This is a genomic window from Streptomyces sp. NPDC004435, from assembly GCF_042873895.1.
GTDB lineage: Bacteria > Actinomycetota > Actinomycetes > Streptomycetales > Streptomycetaceae > Streptomyces.
In genome coordinates, this window is record NZ_JBIAMB010000016.1 from 127,616 (window position 1) to 144,734 (window position 17,119).

Consider the following 17,119-nt stretch of genomic DNA (forward strand, 5'->3'; position numbering starts at 1 on the left):
CGGCCGGCTCGCCCGCCCTCGGGGAGGGCCGCTCCCCCGCGCCCCTCCCCTTCTGGCGCTCTCATCCAGGAGAATCCTCATGTCCGTACATCTCGACAACCCTGCCGTGGCCGCGTTCGTCGATGCCGTCAACACCGGTGACCGGGAAGCTCTCTTCGCGGTTCTGACACCCGGCGCCACCATGTCCGACGACGGCACCGACCGTGACCTGGCCGCGTGGCTGGAGAAGGAAGTCTTCTCCTCCCAGGGCCGAATGGACGTCGACTCCGTCTCCCCCGACGGCCGCACCCTGACCGCCACCTACACCAACTCCACCTGGGGCTCGATGCGCACCCGCTGGTCCTTCACCGTCGCCGGAAGTCAGATCACCCGGTTTGAAACCGGTCAGGCCTGACGCCACGACCCGGGAGCCCGCCATGAGCCAGCAGCATTCCACGGGGCCTTCATGGACTTGGTACCGGCCGATGACCGCGCGTCCGGCCGGGGAGCGGCACCGTACCGCCACCGTTCTGGAGCTGTTCTTCGACCTGTGCTTCGTCACCGCCGTCGCGCAAGCGGCAGCCGCATTCGAGCACGAGGTCGTTGAGGGGCACATCGGGCACGGAGTGCTCGGCTACGCGCTGGTGTTCTTCGCGATCTGGTGGGCCTGGATGAACTTCACCTGGTTCGCTTCCGCCTACGACACCGACGACGTCCCCTACCGGCTGCTCACCCTGGTCCAGATCACCGGCGCCCTCATCATGGCCGCCGGGGCGGCCAAGGCGCTGAAGGACTACGACTTCACCGTCATCACCTGGGGCTATGTGGTCATGCGGCTGGCCATGGCCGCACCAGTGGATGCGCGCTGCCCGCGCCGACACCGAGCGCAGGCAGTGCTGCGTGCGCTACGCCGTCGGCATCCTGCTGGTCCAGGCCGGCTGGGTGGGGCGGCTCGCGCTGCCCGGCGACGGCGCTCTGCCGGCCTTCGCGATTCTTGCGCTGGCCGAACTCGCCGTCCCTGTCTGGGCCGAGCAGACGACGCGCACCACTTGGCATCCCCATCACATCGCCGAGCGGTACGGCCTGTTCACGATCATCGTCCTGGGTGAGTCCATCACCGCCGCCACTGCCGCGGTTCGCACCGCCCTGGACACCGACGCCTCCTTCGGCGACATCGCTCCTGTCACGATCGGTGGTCTGCTGACCGTGTTCGCGATGTGGTGGCTGTACTTCTCCCCAGAACGCCTCGGGGCGGCTCACCGCGTTCCGCGCCGCGCTGCGCTGGGGATACGGCCATTACGCGATCTTCGCCTCTGGTGCTGCCGTGGGCGCAGGTCTCGCTGTGGGGGTCGCCCGGAGCAGCGGCCATGCCCACATCAGCGACACCGCTGCCGCGGCCGCCTACACTCTGCCTGTCGCCGTCTTCGTGACCGTGCTCTGGCTCTTGCATCGCTCGCCCGGGGCAGCACGGGGCATCGACGTCGTCTGGGGTGTGGCCGTCCTCGCGATCCTCGTGGTCACTCTGGCCCCCAGCCCGGTGCTGATCACCGGGATCATCACCTCGGTTCTGGTCGCGGTCGTACTCGCAGCCGATAGCCGCATCCGGCGGTCACGGCCCGGTATGCGTCAGAACACCGTCCGTTGAGCCCAGCTCTTTCGCGGCAGGCCGCACCCGGGGAGTCCCCGCGCTGGGGCAGCCGAAGACAGCTGCATGCCCCCCCCCTCCCGCAGCATGGAAAGTGGCGGGCAGTTCACTTCACGTCCTGGTCGCCGGCACGGGCTTGGCAGCAGGGCCCGTTCACGCCATGCTCTGCGCGAGCCTGCGCTATACCGTCGGCCGGCAACGCCTCACACCCACCAGTGACCTGCACGCCTCCGCCGCCGGCGTCCCAGAACTCGAAGCCGCACGCCCGTACTCCGCCGGCGCGGTCATCGACGGCGTCTTGTCCGAGCATCCGCCCCTGGGCGCCGTGGCCGGCAACGCCACAGACCTGCCGGGAGCCGACGTCACCCTTCAGCGACACCAGTTCGCGGTCATCCTCGGGACCAACGCGATGGGCCCGCGCCTCGTAAACCGGGCCGTCGCGCTTGCCTGCGGATCGCCGCAAGAGCTCGTCCCTCACATCGCGTCCACCTCCCGCATCGACTCGGGCTGTTCCCTCCTGCTCCGGGTGCATGCCGCTTCCAGGTTCGGGCTCAGGCCCCGTGAAGTCGCTTACGTTTCCGCCCCATGTCCTCCTCATTACGCGGGCCGCCCGTGAGGGCTGCACGGTCACCCGATAGGGGTAAGAGCGGATCGATGGCTAGACCCGGTGTCGCTGCCTTCGTAGCGTGCCTGTTCCGAAGATCAAACGGCGCCGGGAGATCGGCGTCTGCGGAGGGGGGCCACCTTGGTGAACGGAAGCTGGATGTCGTCCAGCCTGTGCCGTACGGGAAACGCGGACGAGCTATTCGTCGCAGGCGCGGCGCAGAACCGTGCCAAAGCTCTGTGCGCAGGCTGTCCGGTGCGGGCCGAGTGTCTCGCCTACGCGCTGGACGAGCGCGTCGAGTACGGGGTATGGGGCGGGATGACGGAACGGGAGCGCCGGGCATTGCTGCGGCGTCGGCCGACAGTCGAGTCGTGGGCTGTGCTTCTCAGCGCTGCGCGCCGGGATCACGACGCAGTCTCCGATGCGGACGGGGATGCCATTGCCCGGCCTGGAACGAGACATTGCGTGCAGAAGGGGCCCGGGCGACGGCACGACGCGCCGGCTCACCAGTCTCCGCCTGGGCACAACGGCTCCGGCATGGTGCCTCCACGGCCTGGTGAGCCAGGCCGGCACCTGCTCCGTCGGCGGCGCTCGTTGTGATCCTTTGGTCCTGTGGCCCTCCACTAGGCACCGTAGCCGCGACGTGAGTGGCTCGCTCCGGGTGGGAGAAGTCCTCGCGATTCGTCGCTGGGTGCAGGATGCACGCTTGGGAGCGACGGCCGTGGCCGTCCCGGGCGCCTGGTCTTAGTCCTGTTTCTTGCGGGCGTCTCGGTGCCGAGGCCGATCGTGGTGCACCCCGTGGAGAGGCACGGTTCTGAGGTCGATCGCGGTGCACCCGGTGAGGAGGCACGGTTCTATCGTCTGGAACCACGACGCTCGCGCTTCACAAGGCTCCTTGTGCTGCACGTTCATCTGTATGCGGCTCCGCATGTCGACGGCGGGGTGCTCACGCCGTCGACGTGCGAGGGCGCGGCGGGAGGGCGTCATCGGCTGTCTCCTGCCGGTCGGTCTGTTGTACCGCGGCGGGTGGTTTCAGCCGGGATGCGCGCATTCATGATGCCGGGTTTCCGCTGGGGTGGGTTTCGATCCAGGACAGGCCTCCGACATCGAGGTGTCGGCGTGCTCGGGTGACAGCAACATATGCGAGGCGTGCATCTGCGGGATCGACGCGATCAAGGATCGGGCGGCCTTCCTGATCTTGTTCGTCGGTCTCTGGCGGGGGCGGAAAGTCGTCGCCGATCTGCACGCGGCACCATTCCCGCCCTTTGGCCTTGTGGGCGGTGGAGACGGTGATCTCGGCTTGGGGTTCTTCGCTGAGGCGGCTGACTGCGGCGAGGATGGCGTCGGTTCCGTGCTGGTCTACGAGGTCGACCAGGGGTTGCAGGTCGCGTCCGGAAGGGTCGTGTGCGGCATAGTCCTGGACCGCTCCCCAGGTGGGGAAGAGGACGAGTTCAGGGTGGCCTGTGCGGCGGCCTTCCTGGAGTTGCTGGGCAGCCAGGGCCAGGGCGCGCAGGCTGTCTCCGCCTCCGACGAGGGCGACTCGGGTGCCGGCTGTCAGGTGGTTCATGACCTGTCTCATGGCACCGACATTGGTGCGGCACAGAATTGCTTCGGGACGGGCCAGGGGGCCGAGGGTGGTGGGTGTGGTGGTGCTCCCGGTGAGACGCAAGGGGGCTTCGGCCAGGGTGAGCCATCGGTTGGCCTCGGTGGCGAGGGCGGGGCCGAAGCGGAAGGAGCGGGAGAGGGTGAGGTGGTGGCCGTCGAAGGCGGTCATGACGTCTTTGGCGCCGCGCCAGTGGTAGATGGCCTGGGCGGAGTCGCCGACCATGACGAGCTGGGCGTGGGGGCGCTGGCTGTTGAAGATGTGCTCGACGACGGGGTTGGTGTCCTGGGCTTCGTCGAGCAGGAGGAAGTCGGCGCGGATTGTCGGGTGGGTCAGTGACCAGATCTTGAGGAAGTGGTCGGGGTCGAAGCGGACAACTCCGGTGTCGGGGTTGTGCAGGTCGGCCCATGCCTTGCGGGCGTAGGGGGCCACGATGCCGGCAAGTTCCTCGTGTGCTTCGGGGTGGTCGAGGCCGCGGAGGCGTGGCACGTGGTGGTCGGCGAGGTCGGGGTCTGCGCTGTGGCAGAAGCGGGTCACGGTGCGCAGAACGGTGTTGGACAGGGTGGTGGGTGTGAGGGTGTGGTCGGCGACGCGGGCGGGCTTGATGATGCCGAGGTCCTGGCCGGTTTGCCAGGCAGGCCGGCGGGGTGCCCCGAGGCGGCGTGCGTAGCGGTGGCCGAGAGCTGCGTAGGCGAGGGAGTGTGCGGTCCTGCAGGTGACGCTGGGCGGAAAGCGGGTGGCTGCTTCCTGGGCGATGGCGCGGTTGTAGGCGAAGTAGCGCCCGCGGCGTTGGGTGCTGCGGGCCAGGAAGTCGAGGGTGGAGGTCTTACCGGTGCCGGCTCCTGCCTGGAGGGCCAGATGGTGGCCGGCGGTGAAGTGGTCTGCTGCTTCTGTCTGTTCGTCGGTGGGTGTGAACAACGTGGGTGTGCTCCGGTGTGTCGCTGGGCGTGTGTGGAGGGTCGTGGCCGGATCAGGGGTGCGGGCCGGGGTGAGTCGGCAGGCGGGTGGCGGTGAGGGCGTGGTGGAGGTGGGGGTCGAAGGGTTCCCAGTCGGTGAGTGCGAGGTCGGGTGCGGTGATGGCGGTGGCGTGTGTGGGGCAGCGCTGGGTGCGCCAGCGGGTCTGTTCTGAGTAGCTGAGGTGGGTCAGGTCGTACACGGCGATGTCAGCGGTGGGCAGGGCGAGTGCTCGGGGGCCGGGGCGGTGGGGGGTGAGCGGCATGAGGGTCCAGCGGCCGGGGGTGGTTGCGTGGGCGAGGACCGGGGTGGTGCAGCGGGTGCGTCGGATGGTCTGTGCGACGCACTGGATGGCCTCGACGGGGGTGGCTGCGATGTAGCGGGTGTAGAGGAACTGGACCACAGGGTGCTGGGGTTGGCAGGCGGGATCGGTACCGGCGGCGGGCGGCGGGAGGGTCGGGGGTGCGGTGAGGAGTGCAGTGTCGATGAGGCGTCTGGTGTGCAGGGCCAGGTGCCGTCTGATGGCGTCGAGGTGCGGGGGGAGAGTGGGTTGGTCGATGCCGGCGGGGCAGACCGTGGGGTGGCTGATGCGGCACCAGGGGCTGCCGTCGCCTGCGGGGTAGGCGACGGCGGAGGCGAGATGCCAGCGATAGGCGGCGGGGACGAGATTGACGGGCAGTTCCTGGGGGTGCAGGCTCACCGGCCGCGGTCCGGTGGTGGCGTGTCGGTCGATGCGGTTCCCGCATCGACGGCAGCGTGCCGTTTGGGCGCAGCGCAGGACGCGGGTCGGGCTGTCGGGGGTGACGGTCAGGGTGCGGCGTGGGCGGCGCGGGCGGAGGGTGCCGTCCCAGTGGTGGGATGGGGTAGGGCAGGGGCGCATGAGCGGAAAGGTTCCATGCGACACGCCGCAGGGCGGGAAGGCCGACCCTGTTACCCCTCGGTCGGCCCAACAGGTTCGTACCTGTGTCGCGGTCGGCGAACATTCGGGCGGGGCCGGCGACTCGTTCGGGTGATCCGTTCAGGCGGCACCGGGGGTCTGCCGAGTGGCGCCCGGGGGTGTGTGGCCCTCGCACAGGACGGAGAAGAGGCCGTCGAGGGGGGTGTCGAAGGCGTGGCTGATCGCGTGCCAGGTGGCGATGGTTCCGGTGGTGCGGCCCTGTTCGATCTCGATGAGGGTGCGCCTTGACAGGCCGGTTCGCTCTGCCAGGTCGTCGTAGCTCCAGCGGCGTTCGTGCCTGAGCCGGGCGAGCGCGCGGGGCAGCTCGTCGAGGTTGGCATCGGGCGGCAAGATCGTCACGCGTCCATCCGACGCGGCGTTCAAACACCATGTCAGTGCAGACCTCTGCCCTATTTTGCATTCTCGTCGGAAAGCCCGTCCGGGTGCATTACGGTGTGCCGCCGTCCGGACTCTTGGCGGTGACAGGGCAACGATGAAATACGAAAGGAGCTCGCCGCTGTGACAGTGCGTGTCGCGCACCCGCGGATGACGCGGACGTGGGTCGTCGAACTGCATCCCGAACCCCAGGGGCCCGTCCTCGTCTGCGCGCAGTGCCCGACACGCCCCCGCCTCGGGGGCGGCTCCACCGCACGCTCAGCAGCGCTCGCGCACCTCGCCCGGCATGCCCGGCATTCACTGCTCCCTTCGTACCTGCGCACCTGCCAGTGCCACGAACGTGGATGCCGGTGGCATCCACGCCACCGCGGGTGCGACGGCCCCCTTCTGCTCGTCCTGACCTGCGAGAGAGCGGGCCGAGTGTGGCGGCTCGCCGACACCTGTACGGCATGCGCCGGGGCGATGCGCCACGCCTCGGTGGTTCCGGACACGACCTTGGGCGAGCAGCCCACCGCCAGGCGGGCGAAAGCTCGTCGCCGCAGGCCCGTCGAGCCGGGAGGGGAACGCGCCCTGGTCCGGAACATGCTGAGCCTCCTGGCCGCCTCTCTTCCATTGCGCACCTCCCCCGAGGCCCGTCTCCTGGCCCTGCAGTGCGTGTTGCGGTGCGATGCCGACGGCGCGCTCACCCTTCCCTACGGGCTGATCCGCGGCATGCGGCTGGGCGTTGCCGAACCGCTGTGGCGGGAGATGCTCGATGCCCGCTGGCTGCGAAGCACCATCGCCACCCCGCTGGGCATGCAAGCTCAGCTCAACGATCCCCTCCTCGGACTTCCCGGACGCGGCCTGCGCATTCAGGCGGCCCACTGGGCTCTGGCCGAGTCCCGAGGCTCTTCGCTTCAGCACTCCAGTTCAACAGGCCGGCTCACCCTCGTGACGCTTCAGGCCCATACCCACCCTGCCCTCTTCAAGGGCCTGGGAGACAGCCATACGCTGGCCCGGATGTGCGGGACAAGCCAGCACGAGCTGCTCATCGCCGCCCAGGGTCTGCTCGATTCCGGCGTGCTGCGGAACTGCTCGCTCATCAACGGAGAAGACCTGGCGTGGAGCTGGCCGGACACAGGAACTCTCGAGGAGGCCGCCGTGTCGGGCGGGGACCTCGCCCGAGTCGAGGAATTCGGATCCTGCCGCCTCTGAACGAGCGGACACCTCTTCGCACAGGCGCCGTCCACGGATACGTTGTCGGTCCGGCTGCCCGCCACTGAGTTCCGCCCCATTGGCGAGGGCTCGATGATGCCGGCGAGGCGCAAAGTACGTGCAGGCACGCACTACTGCCGATATCACCGGCGCTCAGCGGCGACAGGCCGGCATGAAGCCGCATAGGGTGCCCCTGTGTCTGCCGATGCCAGCACTTCGCGTGCATCCATATGCTCCACGAGCTCCTTCCAGGTCGCGATGCTCACGCGACTTTCCGGCCGGCGGGTGCGACTCGCAGTTCACGCCGCAGCGTGCCCTGTCGTCCCGAGAGATGGCACCACAGTGGAGAGCAGCGGCGTCTGGCACGTCAGGGAGGTCGCGCGCCACGCTGTCGCCTCGCAGGTGACCGAGGCCCGGCGTCGCGGGCTGCCTGTTCTGACGTCCTGCCTGCGCTGCGGAGGCTGGCCTCCTCGCTGAACCGAGACGAAGACAACTCGGCACTGCGGCACCTCACGACCACGCCCCCAGCCGGCCAGTGATATTCATGTTGACTCTTTCGGCCCGGTCTGCCGACAACAGCCCCAGCGCGTCTTGGCATGAAGACCACCCGCAGCTGGAGGCGTGACGTCCTCAGTGCCCGCTCGGGAAGGCAATCGCGTGTTACCGCCGGGCGGAGCCCTGCCATCGGGCACTCGAAATGCAGGCCCGGCACCTCACCGCCAGGGGTGATGCCGGTGACGAACGCTATCCCCGCAACTACCTGGTCTCCCTCGGCCTCGCCGCAGCCATCTGCTGCTACAAACGACTCCTCCGCCTCACCGCATAGGACATGGTCTTAGGGCTTGCCGGGAAACAAGTCGTGGCTTCCGGCTGCGGAGTCGTTGTTCTGGTATGGGGAGACCGGAGGGGATCGAGGCCGTCCTGGCTGCGAAGTTCCAGGCATTGTTGCCGCATCTGGATGAGCGGCAGCGTCGGCTGGCCATAGGGGCGGAAGCGCTGTCGCTGGGGCATAGTGGGATCAGGCTCGTCGCTGCCGCGGCCGGGGTTCGAGAGAGCACGGTCTCGCGCGGTGCGGCTGAAGTGGACTCTGGTCAGGTTCTGGTGGGGCGGGTTCGTTCTGGCGGGGGGCGGAAAAAGGCTGTGGACCTTGATCCGGGGTTGCGGCCGGCACTGCTTGCGCGACTCCTCGCGGGCGCAATGGAGTACTGAAGCCGCATCGCCGACAGCACGGCTCCAGCCGTAGCCCTCCCGGCGCGTAGTTCGACGGGGCACTCGCGCAACCCCGACCGTTGGGAGGACACCTTTCACGAAGGTTGCGCTCTCCCCCACGTGGGAGCGCATACGCGCCGGCCCCGTGCCGACAGCCTCCCACCACCACCTCGTTCCGGGCGGCCGCGGCTCGTTTGCAGAGGCGGCCGTTCTTGGTACAGCCCGTCGAGGACAGTCCGGTTGAGGCCGCCGAGGAGCCCGATGACGCCTGCAGGCTCCGAGGCTTCACTACACCGTCCGCTTCTAGGCTCGCCTCGCGGAAGACGGGGCCGCTCGGCGCGCTCAGCCGGATTCACGGACCCGCAGGCCCGGCAGGAGTGCGAGATGGCGGCCTGACGCTTCCGGAACACCGAAGCGGCGCAGGAGGAGGTCGACCGCGGCTGTGCCGACCTCTTCCTTGGGTGTTGCGATGGAAGTCAATGGGACGTCGGCAAGCTCGGCCACCTCGTCGTCATACGCGATGATGGCCAGATCTTCGGGCACCTGGATGCCTGCCGCCTTAAGCCGAGGCAGGGTTACTACGGCATCGAGTCCGGTGTGCATGATCGCGGCGGTAACGCCGTGTTCGCGTACGGCGCGCAACAGTCCTTCGAAGAGGTGGTCGCGGCGTTCGGGTTCGGATTGGTCGCTCGAGGTGACGAGCGGCGAGACGGAGGGCGTCGGAAGGCCGAGTGTGTCAAGGGCGGCGCGGTGAGCGGTGTTCAGAAGGTCGACGTAAACGGTGCTCTGGACAGTCAGGATGATGCGTTCGTGGCCCTGCGCGTGCAGTCGGGCCACGGCCAGTGCGATGCCATGGGCCTGGTCGGTAGCGACGCGGTCCAGCTGGGCCAGTGGGTGCGTCGCGGGTACCCGGCGCTCTACGAGGACGGCGGGCATTTTGCGCTGCAGGATCCAGTCGCCCTCTTCAGCGCTGGGCTCGCCGGTGGGCCAGCTCGGCACCAGGATCAGGCCGGTGGCACCGTCGGCGAGGAGCTTGTCCGTCTGTGCGATGTCTTCGGCGGGGTCGTAGCCGGTGGTGGCGACGATGAGGCGGGCGCCGTGCCGTTCGGCTGCGGCGCGCACCCCATTGACAATAGAGGCGAAGTAGTACTCGGTATTGGGCAGCACCATGCCGATGACGGCACCGGGTACCGGTTCGTCCGCGTCGGTGACGGGATCGACGGATTCGGGGGTGCGCCGCACCTGCCCCTGAGCCTCCAGATAGGCCAGGTCCTTGCGCAGCGTGACGTGCGAGACAGCAAACTCGACGGCGAGTTCTGCGACCGAGGTGCGGCCGAGTTCGTGGATGCGTTGCCGGAGCCGCTCCTGGCGCTGGGCCGGGGTGAGACGCATACCGCTCCTTGAGATGAGGCGGGCCGTGACGGCCATGCCTGTTGTTCGTATCTGCTCGGGGAGGCAGGTGTCGAGTGCTGGGCCCGCCGCCCGAGTGTGATGGCAGGGGCGGCGGGCATGAACGGAGGCGTTACCGCAGCACGCGGACCTCTGACAGGCTGAGCGAGGCCGCCTGTTCTGAGGCGATTTGTATGCGGATATACCGGGCTCCCCTGGCCACCTTCACCTTGGCGGGCCGCTCGGTCGAAGTGTGTCGGTAGGCGGTGACGCCCGGTTGTGCGAGCACATCGGCGAGACCGTGAGAGGCGAACGGCGTATCCGAGACGAGCAAGTAGAAGTCTCCCGGTGTCGCAGAGCCGCTCCACACCTCGACGGAGCCAACGCCGACGCTCTCTCCGAGGTCCGTCTGCCACCAGGGGCTCTTCTCACTCATGGTCAGGCTCGCGGCGCCCGAGGTGTTGCCGTCGACGGCCCGCCCTGCGGCCGCGTCGCCGTCGGTGCTGGACTGCTCGGCGGGCTGGCCCTGCGCCAAGTGGCCTTGTGCGGGCGGCAGTACCTGCACTTCGGCGAGGGCGAGGTAGCCGGGTTCGGTGTCGGCGAGTTGCACGCGGACATAGCGGCCAGGTTGGTCAACAGCGATGGTTGTGGTGCGGCTGGCGACTGCCTTGTGCTCCTGCTTCCATACATCGCTGCGCTCGAGTAGATCATCGAGGCTCGCAGTGCCGAAGGGCTGCTGGGAGACGAGGACATAGAAGTTGCGCAGGCGCTCGGGGCAGCAGTCGACCCGGTTCCACAGCACGATGTGGCCGATGTCTGCGGACGCGCCGAGGTCCGTCTGCCACCAGGGCTGTGACTCCTGGAGAGTATGGGAGACCGATCCCTGGCCCCACATGCCGTTGATATTGCCGTCAGTGGCGCGGGAGGCGGCGCCCTGGGTGCTGGACTGCTCGGCCGGGGTGTTGAGGGCGAGGTTGGTCCGGATCGCCGCTGCGGCGGCGGAGTCGGTGACGTCCGCGGGGTCGCCGTTTACGGTGCTGGCACGCGTGGCGAGGCGGTGGTCGCCCGCCGCTAGCCGCTCGGGAGCGGTGACTTTCCAGGTCGTCAGGGCGCGTTCTGCTGTGCGTAGGGAGGCAGGTGCCGGTTCGGATATCCGCTCGGCCCGCCAGCCCTCGGGGACATCCAGGGTGAGGGTCAGCCCAAGGGCTGGTTGCTCGGCCCACCAGGTGTAGGCCGCAGTGACTTCGCGGCTGGTACCGGGCATGAAGGGGCCGTTGGGCGTGGTCAACTGGAGAGTCGGCCGTGTGCTGCCGGCGTGCGGAGCGGGCGAGGCCGGTCGGAAGGATCCCAGGTCTGCGGTGTCGTACGTGACCCCGCCGAGGGTGATGCGGGAGCCGTCGGCGTCGGCGGTGGGCGGGGCGCCTCGGCCTAGGGCAAGGACGATCCGGAAATCAGCTGAGGCGCCGGTACGCGTGATCCGGAAGGCGCCGCCTGTGATGCTCATCATGGCTCCGTCGGCATCGAGCAGCCATCCCTTGAGCCATGCGTCTTCGCGCTGGAAGAGGAACGTACGTGCCCCGTCTTCGTCCTTGCCGTACGTGATCGTGACGCCCGGCTCGGGCGCCAGCTGCCAGTCGATGCGGTGGCTTGTGGTGTCGGTGAATCGGTCGTGCACGGCAAGCACGGCGTCGGCGCCTGCAGTGGGACGCAGGTCTACGGCGAGTTCGCGGTCTGCGGTGGCAATTCCGTAGTCCTGGTGGGCGTCGAGGGACAGGAATCCGCCGCCCTGGCCGGGGTAGGGCCGCGCCTCGCGTGTGCTGCCCCGGCCCGGGGTGACGCCTTTGGGTGCGGGCAGTTGGTCGATCAACGGCTTGGAGAACAAGGCTGTGTTCGTGTTCTCCTTGGCGGGCATCCGCGACCAGGTGGTGCCTTGTCCGATGAGGTTGAGGCTCAACGCCTCGGGCTGGGACCAGCCCATGTGGGCACGGTTGCGGTTGGTCACGCCGATGAGGGTGTCGTCGTCGCCCTGGGTTCGGTTGCGGAAGTAGAAGGCGCCCTCGGCGTCGTCGAGCAGCGCGGACTTCAGCTGGGGGAAGGCATCGGGGTCCTTGGCGGGAATGCCCGCGGGCCAGTTCAGAAGCGCGAACAGGTCTCCTGTGACGGTGTTTCCCACCCGAGTGGAGGCGTGGCCAGCCGTGTGCTCGTACAGCCAGCGGTACGCGGACTGCGCCTGCGGTGAGCCGGTGCTGAGCAGATGCGGTGTGAGGGCGCCGGTACGCTCACCCACGCCGAATTGCAGCTTCTCGTTCGTGGGGCGCAACGACTGCGTGTGCAGGGCCAGTTCGGCCAGGCGTGGTCGTTTCCAAGCCCGGTCGACCGCTTCGATTCCCGCGGCTTGCAGAGCGCGCACGGCGGGAGCGGAGCCGGTCAGACCGTAGTTGACGTAGTCCCAGCCCTCTTGGTTCCAGCCCGTCTCGCCGAATGCGTCGTCGAAGTGGCGGCGCAGCTCATCGGCCAGCACGGCCAACCTCTGCTCCTGGAGACCTACATCCCCGTCACCGCGCGCGGCGAGGAGAGCAGAGAGCTCGGCTCCACGGTGAATGGCGACCCAGTTGCTGGACTTGTCGGCGTCATTGTCGAAGTTGGCGTGGTGGACGGTGCCGAGGTAGGCGAGCGCCCGTTTCATCGTGTCCTGCGCTTCGGTGCGCTGGGCGGATGTCCAGCCGTTGTACGCCAGGTCGTAGGCGAGGGCGATCGGGCTTACGGAGTTGGCGAACTCCAGGGTTTGCTGGGTGCGCAGCGTTTGGGCGGCCTGCTGGAAGTACGTGAACGCCCGGTCTGCATAGGCCTGCTGCCCGGTCACCACGTAGAGGAATGCCTGGTCACGTGCACCGTTGGCGCCCGTCGCGGTCGACTTCAGCAGGGATTGCCAGGTCTGCGTCGGGGTGCCGGGGGTTTTGATGATCTGGCGTAGCTCGTCCAGCTCGGCGCGGCTGAGCAGTCGCGGGTGGGCGCCGCGGCCGCGGGTCGCGGTGGCCAGGACCTGGCCCTTGGCGTCGACGAGCGCGAAGCCGGAGGTGGCTGTGCCGCTCGAGCGGAGGGTGAGGGCGTTGGCGGTCGTCGTGGATGTCGCGGCTTTCCATGCGCCGTCGAGTTTGCCATCGGCGACGTGGGCGGGCCCTGCGTACACGGTCAGCGGGGTGGCCGCGCCGGCGGTGGCACGCCAGGACAGGCGGGTGCTGCCAGTGCTGGCGTCGTCAAGTGCGGCCAAAACGCTCGTGCGTTGCTTGTCTTGGGGTTGCGCAGGTAGCTCGGCGCGCACTCCGGAGGAGATCGCGAGGACCTCGCCCTCTGCGTTGAGCGCCGAGATCCGGTACCAGGGATTGGAGCCTGGTGCGGCGGTGCTGTCGAGGTAGTGCGGTACATCGGGAAGCCGGTACAGGCGAGTACCGTCCGTCGGTTCGAAGTCGGCGGCGGAGGTGGAGCGGTGTACCTCGTAACCGCGGATCCCGGCGGCCTGGCCGCTGGGCGTCGCCGTCCAGTTCAGCTCGACTGTGCCCTCAGGCGTGGGCTTCGTCGTCAGGGCGAGCGTGGGCGGTTCAGCCGCTGGTACCGGGAGCGCCGACGCTGACAGGGCGGGGCTCAGCCCGAGAATGAGGGCGGTCGCGAGGGCGAGGGTGCCGATTCGACGGGGTACGCCGGTGGCGGTGAGTAGTCGTGTGAAGAGTTGAGGCGCGCGAGGGCGCATGGTCCGGTCCTCCGTTCGAGCGGCGGACACCAGGCAGCGACAGGTGCGTGGAACCTGGTGTTGAGGAGGAAGCCGGAACGCTTCGGATGCACGGGCAGGCCGTACGACGGGGCTCACCGTAACGTACGGGGCGGGCAGCGGCCAGAGGTCTCTCTGTTTTGCGGCTCAGCTCGTCTGCCGCCGAGGTTCTGCGGTGGAGCTCCGCACTACGACGCGCGGCGAGAGCAGTGTCTGCTGCGGGGTCGTCCATAGCTCCAGGAGACGGGCCTTCTCCTCCAGCCGGCGGGACAATAGCTCCACGGCGAGCCGGCCAACCTCGTGCCGGGGCGGTGCTACAGCGGTGAGGGGGACCGGAGCAAGGGAGGCGACCTCGTCGTCGTATGCCGTGATCGACAAGTCTTCGGGCACGGACAGCCCCCGGTGGCGCGCCGCATCGAGGAGTGCGATGGCCTCTGCGTCGGGGTGGGCGAGTACAGCGGTGGTACCGGAGGCGAGGACCTCCTCCAGGAAGGCTGAAAGCGCGCCGGGCTTGTGGGGCGAGTGGTTGTGGAGGCGGGGCGCCCCAGACTGCAGATCGCAGATCTGCTCAGCCAGGTCCAGGCCGTCTGCGATCAGCTGGGTGTTAGGCGTAATACGGCTGAGCAGGGCGATTCGTGTGTGGCCGAGGGTGGCGAGATGGCGGGCGGCGTCCATAGCTCCTTGTATGTGGTCCGAGGTGACGTGGTCGAGGCTGTCCAGGCCTGCGTACGGCGAGCGGCGGCGTTCCACCAGGACGACTGGGACCGGCAGTTCCGTGATCCAGGCAAGGTCAGCGGGTGGCCCGGCGAGCGGTTCGCTGGGGGTGAGCAGCAATCCGTCTACGCCGGCATCGATAAGTTGTCTGGCCTGCTCGAGATCTTCTGCGGGTTCGTAGCAGGACACCCCGAGGGTGAGCCTCAGACCCTGGGCATGGGCTGCGTGCCGGGCTCCCTGGATGACCTGCCGGTAGTACTGGGAGGCGTCGGGGACGACCATGCCGAGCACGGGCCGCTCAAGGCCGGGGGTGGTTCCTTGCGTCCTGGGGTGGCGAATTTCGGCCCCTTGAGGAAGCGTCACGCCGCCGTGGACCCGCACAGCGAGGCCCTGCTCGACCAAGACGCCCACGTCTCTGCGTACGGTCATCTGGGAGACGTTCAATTGGGTGGCGAGCTTACTCACCTGCACAGATCCGTCACGGCGAAGTGATCGAAGGATGGCGTCGCGGCGCTGAGTGGACAACATGCACCTACGGAACCGGTCGCCGCAGAGGCTGTACAGCGGTTGTGCGAAATTGTGCGAGTGGAACTTTGATGGTTGACCACTCACCGGGCATGGCTGGAATATCTCGCCACGGAGCCGGAACACTCCCATCGCTCGATTCGAAGGCCGCTCGCTCTGTTGCTCCTTACACGGCAAGTTCGGCCTCCTCCCCTACCCGATCGCACAGTTGGAGGGAGCCGCATGAAGAGCCTTGCGCCCAAAGTGCCCGCGCCGTCGGAGGCGGATGCCACGTCCTTGCGGGCCGACGGCCCCAAGGACGGTGCGCCGCTTAGCTCGGCGCCCACAGAGCGCAAGGCCGGCGGTCCAGGTCCTCGTACGCACCGCTTTGCCCGCCTGCGGCGGGACCGGATGCTGCTGCTCCTGATGGTCCCCGGTCTGCTGTACTTTCTCGTCTTCCACTACCTGGCGATGTTCGGGAACGTCATCGCCTTCAAGAACTACCTGCCGTTTCTGGGAGTGCAGGACAGCCCATGGGTGGGCCTGGACAACTTCGAAGCCCTGTTGGGGGACTCCGGGTTCTGGGCGGCCACGGCCAACACGGTGCTGCTCTCCCTGCTGCAGATCGTGTTCTTCTTCCCTCTGCCGATCGCCCTGGCGATGCTTTTGCACAGCGTGACCCGCGCAGGGGTGCGGAAATTCGTGCAGAGCGTGGTCTATCTGCCGCACTTCGTGTCCTGGGTGATCGTCGTTGCGCTGTTCCAACAGGTTCTCGGCGGTGATGGACTGCTGAATGGCCTGTTCGGTCACGGTGGCGGCCACCTGGTCGATGTGATCGGCAACCCGGACGCGTTCAAGCCGCTGATGGTGCTCGAACTGATCTGGAAAGACGCCGGCTGGGGCACCATCATCATCCTGGCCGCTCTGCACAACGTCGACGACGGTCTGTACGAGGCCGCTGCCATCGATGGGGCCGGGCCCTGGCGCCGCTTCTGGCATGTGACGCTGCCGTCGATCCGGGCGGTCTTGATCCTGCTGCTCATCCTGCGCCTCGGTGATGTGCTGACGGTCGGCTTCGAGCAGATTCTGCTGCAGCGCGACGCGTTCGGACCGCAGGCCGCCGAAGTCATCGACACCTTTGTCTATTACCAGGGCATCGTCCAAGGCAACTGGGGCTTCGCCGCTGCTGCGGCGCTGTTCAAGGGAGTCGTCGGCGCAGTCCTCGTCTCGTCCGCCAACAAGATCGCTCACCGTCTGGGCGAGCAGGGGGTGTACCGCTGATGAGCCGATCCGCCATACGAGAGCGCCACCGGAGCCGAGTTCGTGGACCTCGCCCCATGCCCAAGCGACCCTCATGGATGGAGAAGCCAAGGCCCCTCACTCAGGCGGGCAAGGCCGTCGCACTCGTGCTCACCGTCGCGCTCGTCGTGATCCCCTTCTGGATTGTGATCGCCACCAGCTTCGCCCCGGACCAGCAGGTCGTCGACAACGGCGGCTGGGCGATGTGGCCGGACGAATGGACCTTCAAGGCCTACGACTCGATCCTGTCCGGCGGTGTCATCACCCGCGCACTGCTGGTCTCAGCTGCGGTTACCGTCTTGGGGACCCTGACGAGCCTGGTCTGCACGGTCATGCTGGCGTACGCCCTGGCCCGTCCCGGAGTGGTCGGCGGCAAGCCGGTCATGCTGCTGATTCTCTTCACGTTCCTCTTCCCGCCCGGAATGATCCCCAGTTTCCTGGTGGTGGACTCCCTCGGACTGCGCAACTCCTACTGGGCGCTGGTTCTGCCCGTCCTCATCAGTGCCTTCAACCTGGTGGTCGTGCGAGGCTTTTTCCAGGGCATCCCGGAGGAGCTGTACGAGGCAGCCCGCCTGGACGGCGCGGGTGAGTTGCGCACTCTGGTCACCATCGTGCTGCCGCTTTCCAAGTCCGTGGTCGCGGTGGTCGGCCTCTTCTATGCCGTCGGCTACTGGAACGACTTCTTCCGTGGAGTCCTCTACCTCGACGACGCGAGCATGTGGCCGCTGCAAACGGTCATGCGCCAGTACGTCACCCAGGGGCAGAACCTCACCAGTGACGCGGCCGCCGCCGGTCTCGCGGTACAGGCACCGCAGACGATGCGCATGGCGGTCGTTGTCCTCGCCACCGCGCCCATCCTGTGCGTCTACCCGTTCGTGCAGCGCTACTTCGCCAAAGGCGTGCTCACGGGTGCAGTCAAGAGCTGA

At 68.0% G+C, this 17,119-nt stretch carries 13 protein-coding genes and 3 pseudogenes; 9 read left to right on the top strand and 7 right to left on the bottom strand.

Annotation, left to right across the window (positions count from 1 at the left end):
* Positions 1-79: 79 nt before the first annotated feature.
* The 3 genes and pseudogenes from ACFYT9_RS27045 (at position 80) to ACFYT9_RS27055 (ending at position 1,624) form a co-directional block, all read left to right on the top strand.
* Positions 80-394 (top strand): nuclear transport factor 2 family protein, encoded by a 315-nt coding sequence (locus tag ACFYT9_RS27045; protein ID WP_389168177.1) that lies wholly within the window; start codon positions 80-82, stop codon positions 392-394.
* 70 nt (positions 395-464) lie between these two features.
* A pseudogene (locus tag ACFYT9_RS27050) lies at positions 465-770 on the top strand (low temperature requirement protein A); the annotation flags it as partial.
* Between the two features lie 67 nt (positions 771-837).
* Positions 838-1,624 (top strand): annotated as a pseudogene (locus tag ACFYT9_RS27055) (low temperature requirement protein A).
* A gap of 106 nt (positions 1,625-1,730) precedes the next feature.
* Here the strand turns inward: ACFYT9_RS27055 and ACFYT9_RS27060 are convergent.
* Positions 1,731-2,102 carry a hypothetical protein gene (locus ACFYT9_RS27060; protein WP_389168179.1) on the bottom strand — a complete coding sequence of 124 codons (372 nt, stop codon included), beginning with the start codon at positions 2,100-2,102 and terminating at the stop codon, positions 1,731-1,733.
* Positions 2,103-2,387: 285 nt separating this feature from the next.
* Between ACFYT9_RS27060 and ACFYT9_RS27065 the strand changes: the two genes are divergently transcribed.
* Entirely contained in the window at positions 2,388-2,828 is a 441-nt protein-coding gene (locus ACFYT9_RS27065; RefSeq protein ID WP_389168182.1) for a WhiB family transcriptional regulator, read from the top strand.
* Positions 2,829-3,279: 451 nt separating this feature from the next.
* On the opposite strand, the gene ACFYT9_RS27070 is transcribed toward ACFYT9_RS27065, so the two are convergent.
* From ACFYT9_RS27070 to ACFYT9_RS27080, 3 genes are all read right to left on the bottom strand, one after another.
* Positions 3,280-4,749, bottom strand: coding sequence for a UvrD-helicase domain-containing protein (locus ACFYT9_RS27070; protein WP_389168185.1), 1,470 nt, complete (start codon positions 4,747-4,749; stop codon positions 3,280-3,282).
* Between the two features lie 52 nt (positions 4,750-4,801).
* On the bottom strand, positions 4,802-5,665 hold the full coding sequence (locus tag ACFYT9_RS27075) for a DUF6083 domain-containing protein (protein WP_389168188.1): 864 nt from the start codon (positions 5,663-5,665) through the stop codon (positions 4,802-4,804).
* Positions 5,666-5,803: 138 nt separating this feature from the next.
* Positions 5,804-6,082 carry a helix-turn-helix transcriptional regulator gene (locus ACFYT9_RS27080; protein ID WP_389168191.1) on the bottom strand — a complete coding sequence of 93 codons (279 nt, stop codon included), beginning with the start codon at positions 6,080-6,082 and terminating at the stop codon, positions 5,804-5,806.
* A gap of 618 nt (positions 6,083-6,700) precedes the next feature.
* On the opposite strand from ACFYT9_RS27080, the gene ACFYT9_RS27085 reads away from it, so the two are divergent.
* The 3 genes and pseudogenes from ACFYT9_RS27085 to ACFYT9_RS27095 all read left to right on the top strand — a co-directional run.
* Positions 6,701-7,312: a hypothetical protein gene (locus tag ACFYT9_RS27085; RefSeq protein WP_389168194.1), complete on the top strand. Its 612-nt coding sequence runs from the start codon at positions 6,701-6,703 to the stop codon at positions 7,310-7,312.
* Between the two features lie 697 nt (positions 7,313-8,009).
* Positions 8,010-8,138 (top strand): hypothetical protein, encoded by a 129-nt coding sequence (locus ACFYT9_RS27090; protein ID WP_389168308.1) that lies wholly within the window; start codon positions 8,010-8,012, stop codon positions 8,136-8,138.
* A gap of 65 nt (positions 8,139-8,203) precedes the next feature.
* Positions 8,204-8,491, top strand: a pseudogene (locus ACFYT9_RS27095) (ISAzo13 family transposase); the annotation flags it as partial.
* Positions 8,492-8,863: 372 nt separating this feature from the next.
* Here the strand turns inward: ACFYT9_RS27095 and ACFYT9_RS27100 are convergent.
* The 3 genes from ACFYT9_RS27100 to ACFYT9_RS27110 all read right to left on the bottom strand — a co-directional run bounded on the left by ACFYT9_RS27100 (position 8,864) and on the right by ACFYT9_RS27110 (position 15,047).
* Entirely contained in the window at positions 8,864-9,913 is a 1,050-nt protein-coding gene (locus ACFYT9_RS27100; RefSeq protein ID WP_389168197.1) for a substrate-binding domain-containing protein, read from the bottom strand.
* Positions 9,914-10,043: 130 nt separating this feature from the next.
* Positions 10,044-13,658, bottom strand: coding sequence for a discoidin domain-containing protein (locus ACFYT9_RS27105; RefSeq protein ID WP_389168199.1), 3,615 nt, complete (start codon positions 13,656-13,658; stop codon positions 10,044-10,046).
* Between the two features lie 165 nt (positions 13,659-13,823).
* The gene (locus tag ACFYT9_RS27110) at positions 13,824-15,047 is read right to left on the bottom strand and encodes a substrate-binding domain-containing protein (protein ID WP_389168202.1); all 1,224 of its coding nucleotides are present in this window, start codon (positions 15,045-15,047) and stop codon (positions 13,824-13,826) included.
* A 273-nt stretch (positions 15,048-15,320) separates the two neighbouring features.
* Here ACFYT9_RS27110 and ACFYT9_RS27115 point away from each other — a divergent pair, with 273 nt between their 5' ends.
* Together ACFYT9_RS27115 and ACFYT9_RS27120 are read left to right on the top strand one after the other, a co-directional pair.
* Positions 15,321-16,175 carry an ABC transporter permease gene (locus tag ACFYT9_RS27115; RefSeq protein WP_389168303.1) on the top strand — a complete coding sequence of 285 codons (855 nt, stop codon included), beginning with the start codon at positions 15,321-15,323 and terminating at the stop codon, positions 16,173-16,175.
* A 56-nt stretch (positions 16,176-16,231) separates the two neighbouring features.
* Positions 16,232-17,119, top strand: a complete 888-nt coding sequence (locus ACFYT9_RS27120) for a carbohydrate ABC transporter permease (protein WP_389168204.1) — start codon at positions 16,232-16,234, stop codon at positions 17,117-17,119.

Bases quoted from the DNA above. Each gene is read 5' to 3' on its own strand.
- ACFYT9_RS27045 (WP_389168177.1), top strand. From the start codon at position 80: ATGTCCGTACATCTCGACAACCCTGCCGTGGCCGCGTTCGTCGATGCC.
- ACFYT9_RS27065 (WP_389168182.1), top strand. From the start codon at position 2,388: ATGTCGTCCAGCCTGTGCCGTACGGGAAACGCGGACGAGCTATTCGTC.
- ACFYT9_RS27075 (WP_389168188.1), bottom strand. From the start codon at position 5,665: ATGCGCCCCTGCCCTACCCCATCCCACCACTGGGACGGCACCCTCCGC.
- ACFYT9_RS27085 (WP_389168194.1), top strand. From the start codon at position 6,701: ATGCTGAGCCTCCTGGCCGCCTCTCTTCCATTGCGCACCTCCCCCGAG.
- ACFYT9_RS27090 (WP_389168308.1), top strand. From the start codon at position 8,010: ATGCAGGCCCGGCACCTCACCGCCAGGGGTGATGCCGGTGACGAACGC.
- ACFYT9_RS27100 (WP_389168197.1), bottom strand. From the start codon at position 9,913: ATGCGTCTCACCCCGGCCCAGCGCCAGGAGCGGCTCCGGCAACGCATC.
- ACFYT9_RS27105 (WP_389168199.1), bottom strand. From the start codon at position 13,658: ATGCGCCCTCGCGCGCCTCAACTCTTCACACGACTACTCACCGCCACC.
- ACFYT9_RS27110 (WP_389168202.1), bottom strand. From the start codon at position 15,047: ATGGGAGTGTTCCGGCTCCGTGGCGAGATATTCCAGCCATGCCCGGTG.
- ACFYT9_RS27115 (WP_389168303.1), top strand. From the start codon at position 15,321: ATGGTCCCCGGTCTGCTGTACTTTCTCGTCTTCCACTACCTGGCGATG.
- ACFYT9_RS27120 (WP_389168204.1), top strand. From the start codon at position 16,232: ATGCCCAAGCGACCCTCATGGATGGAGAAGCCAAGGCCCCTCACTCAG.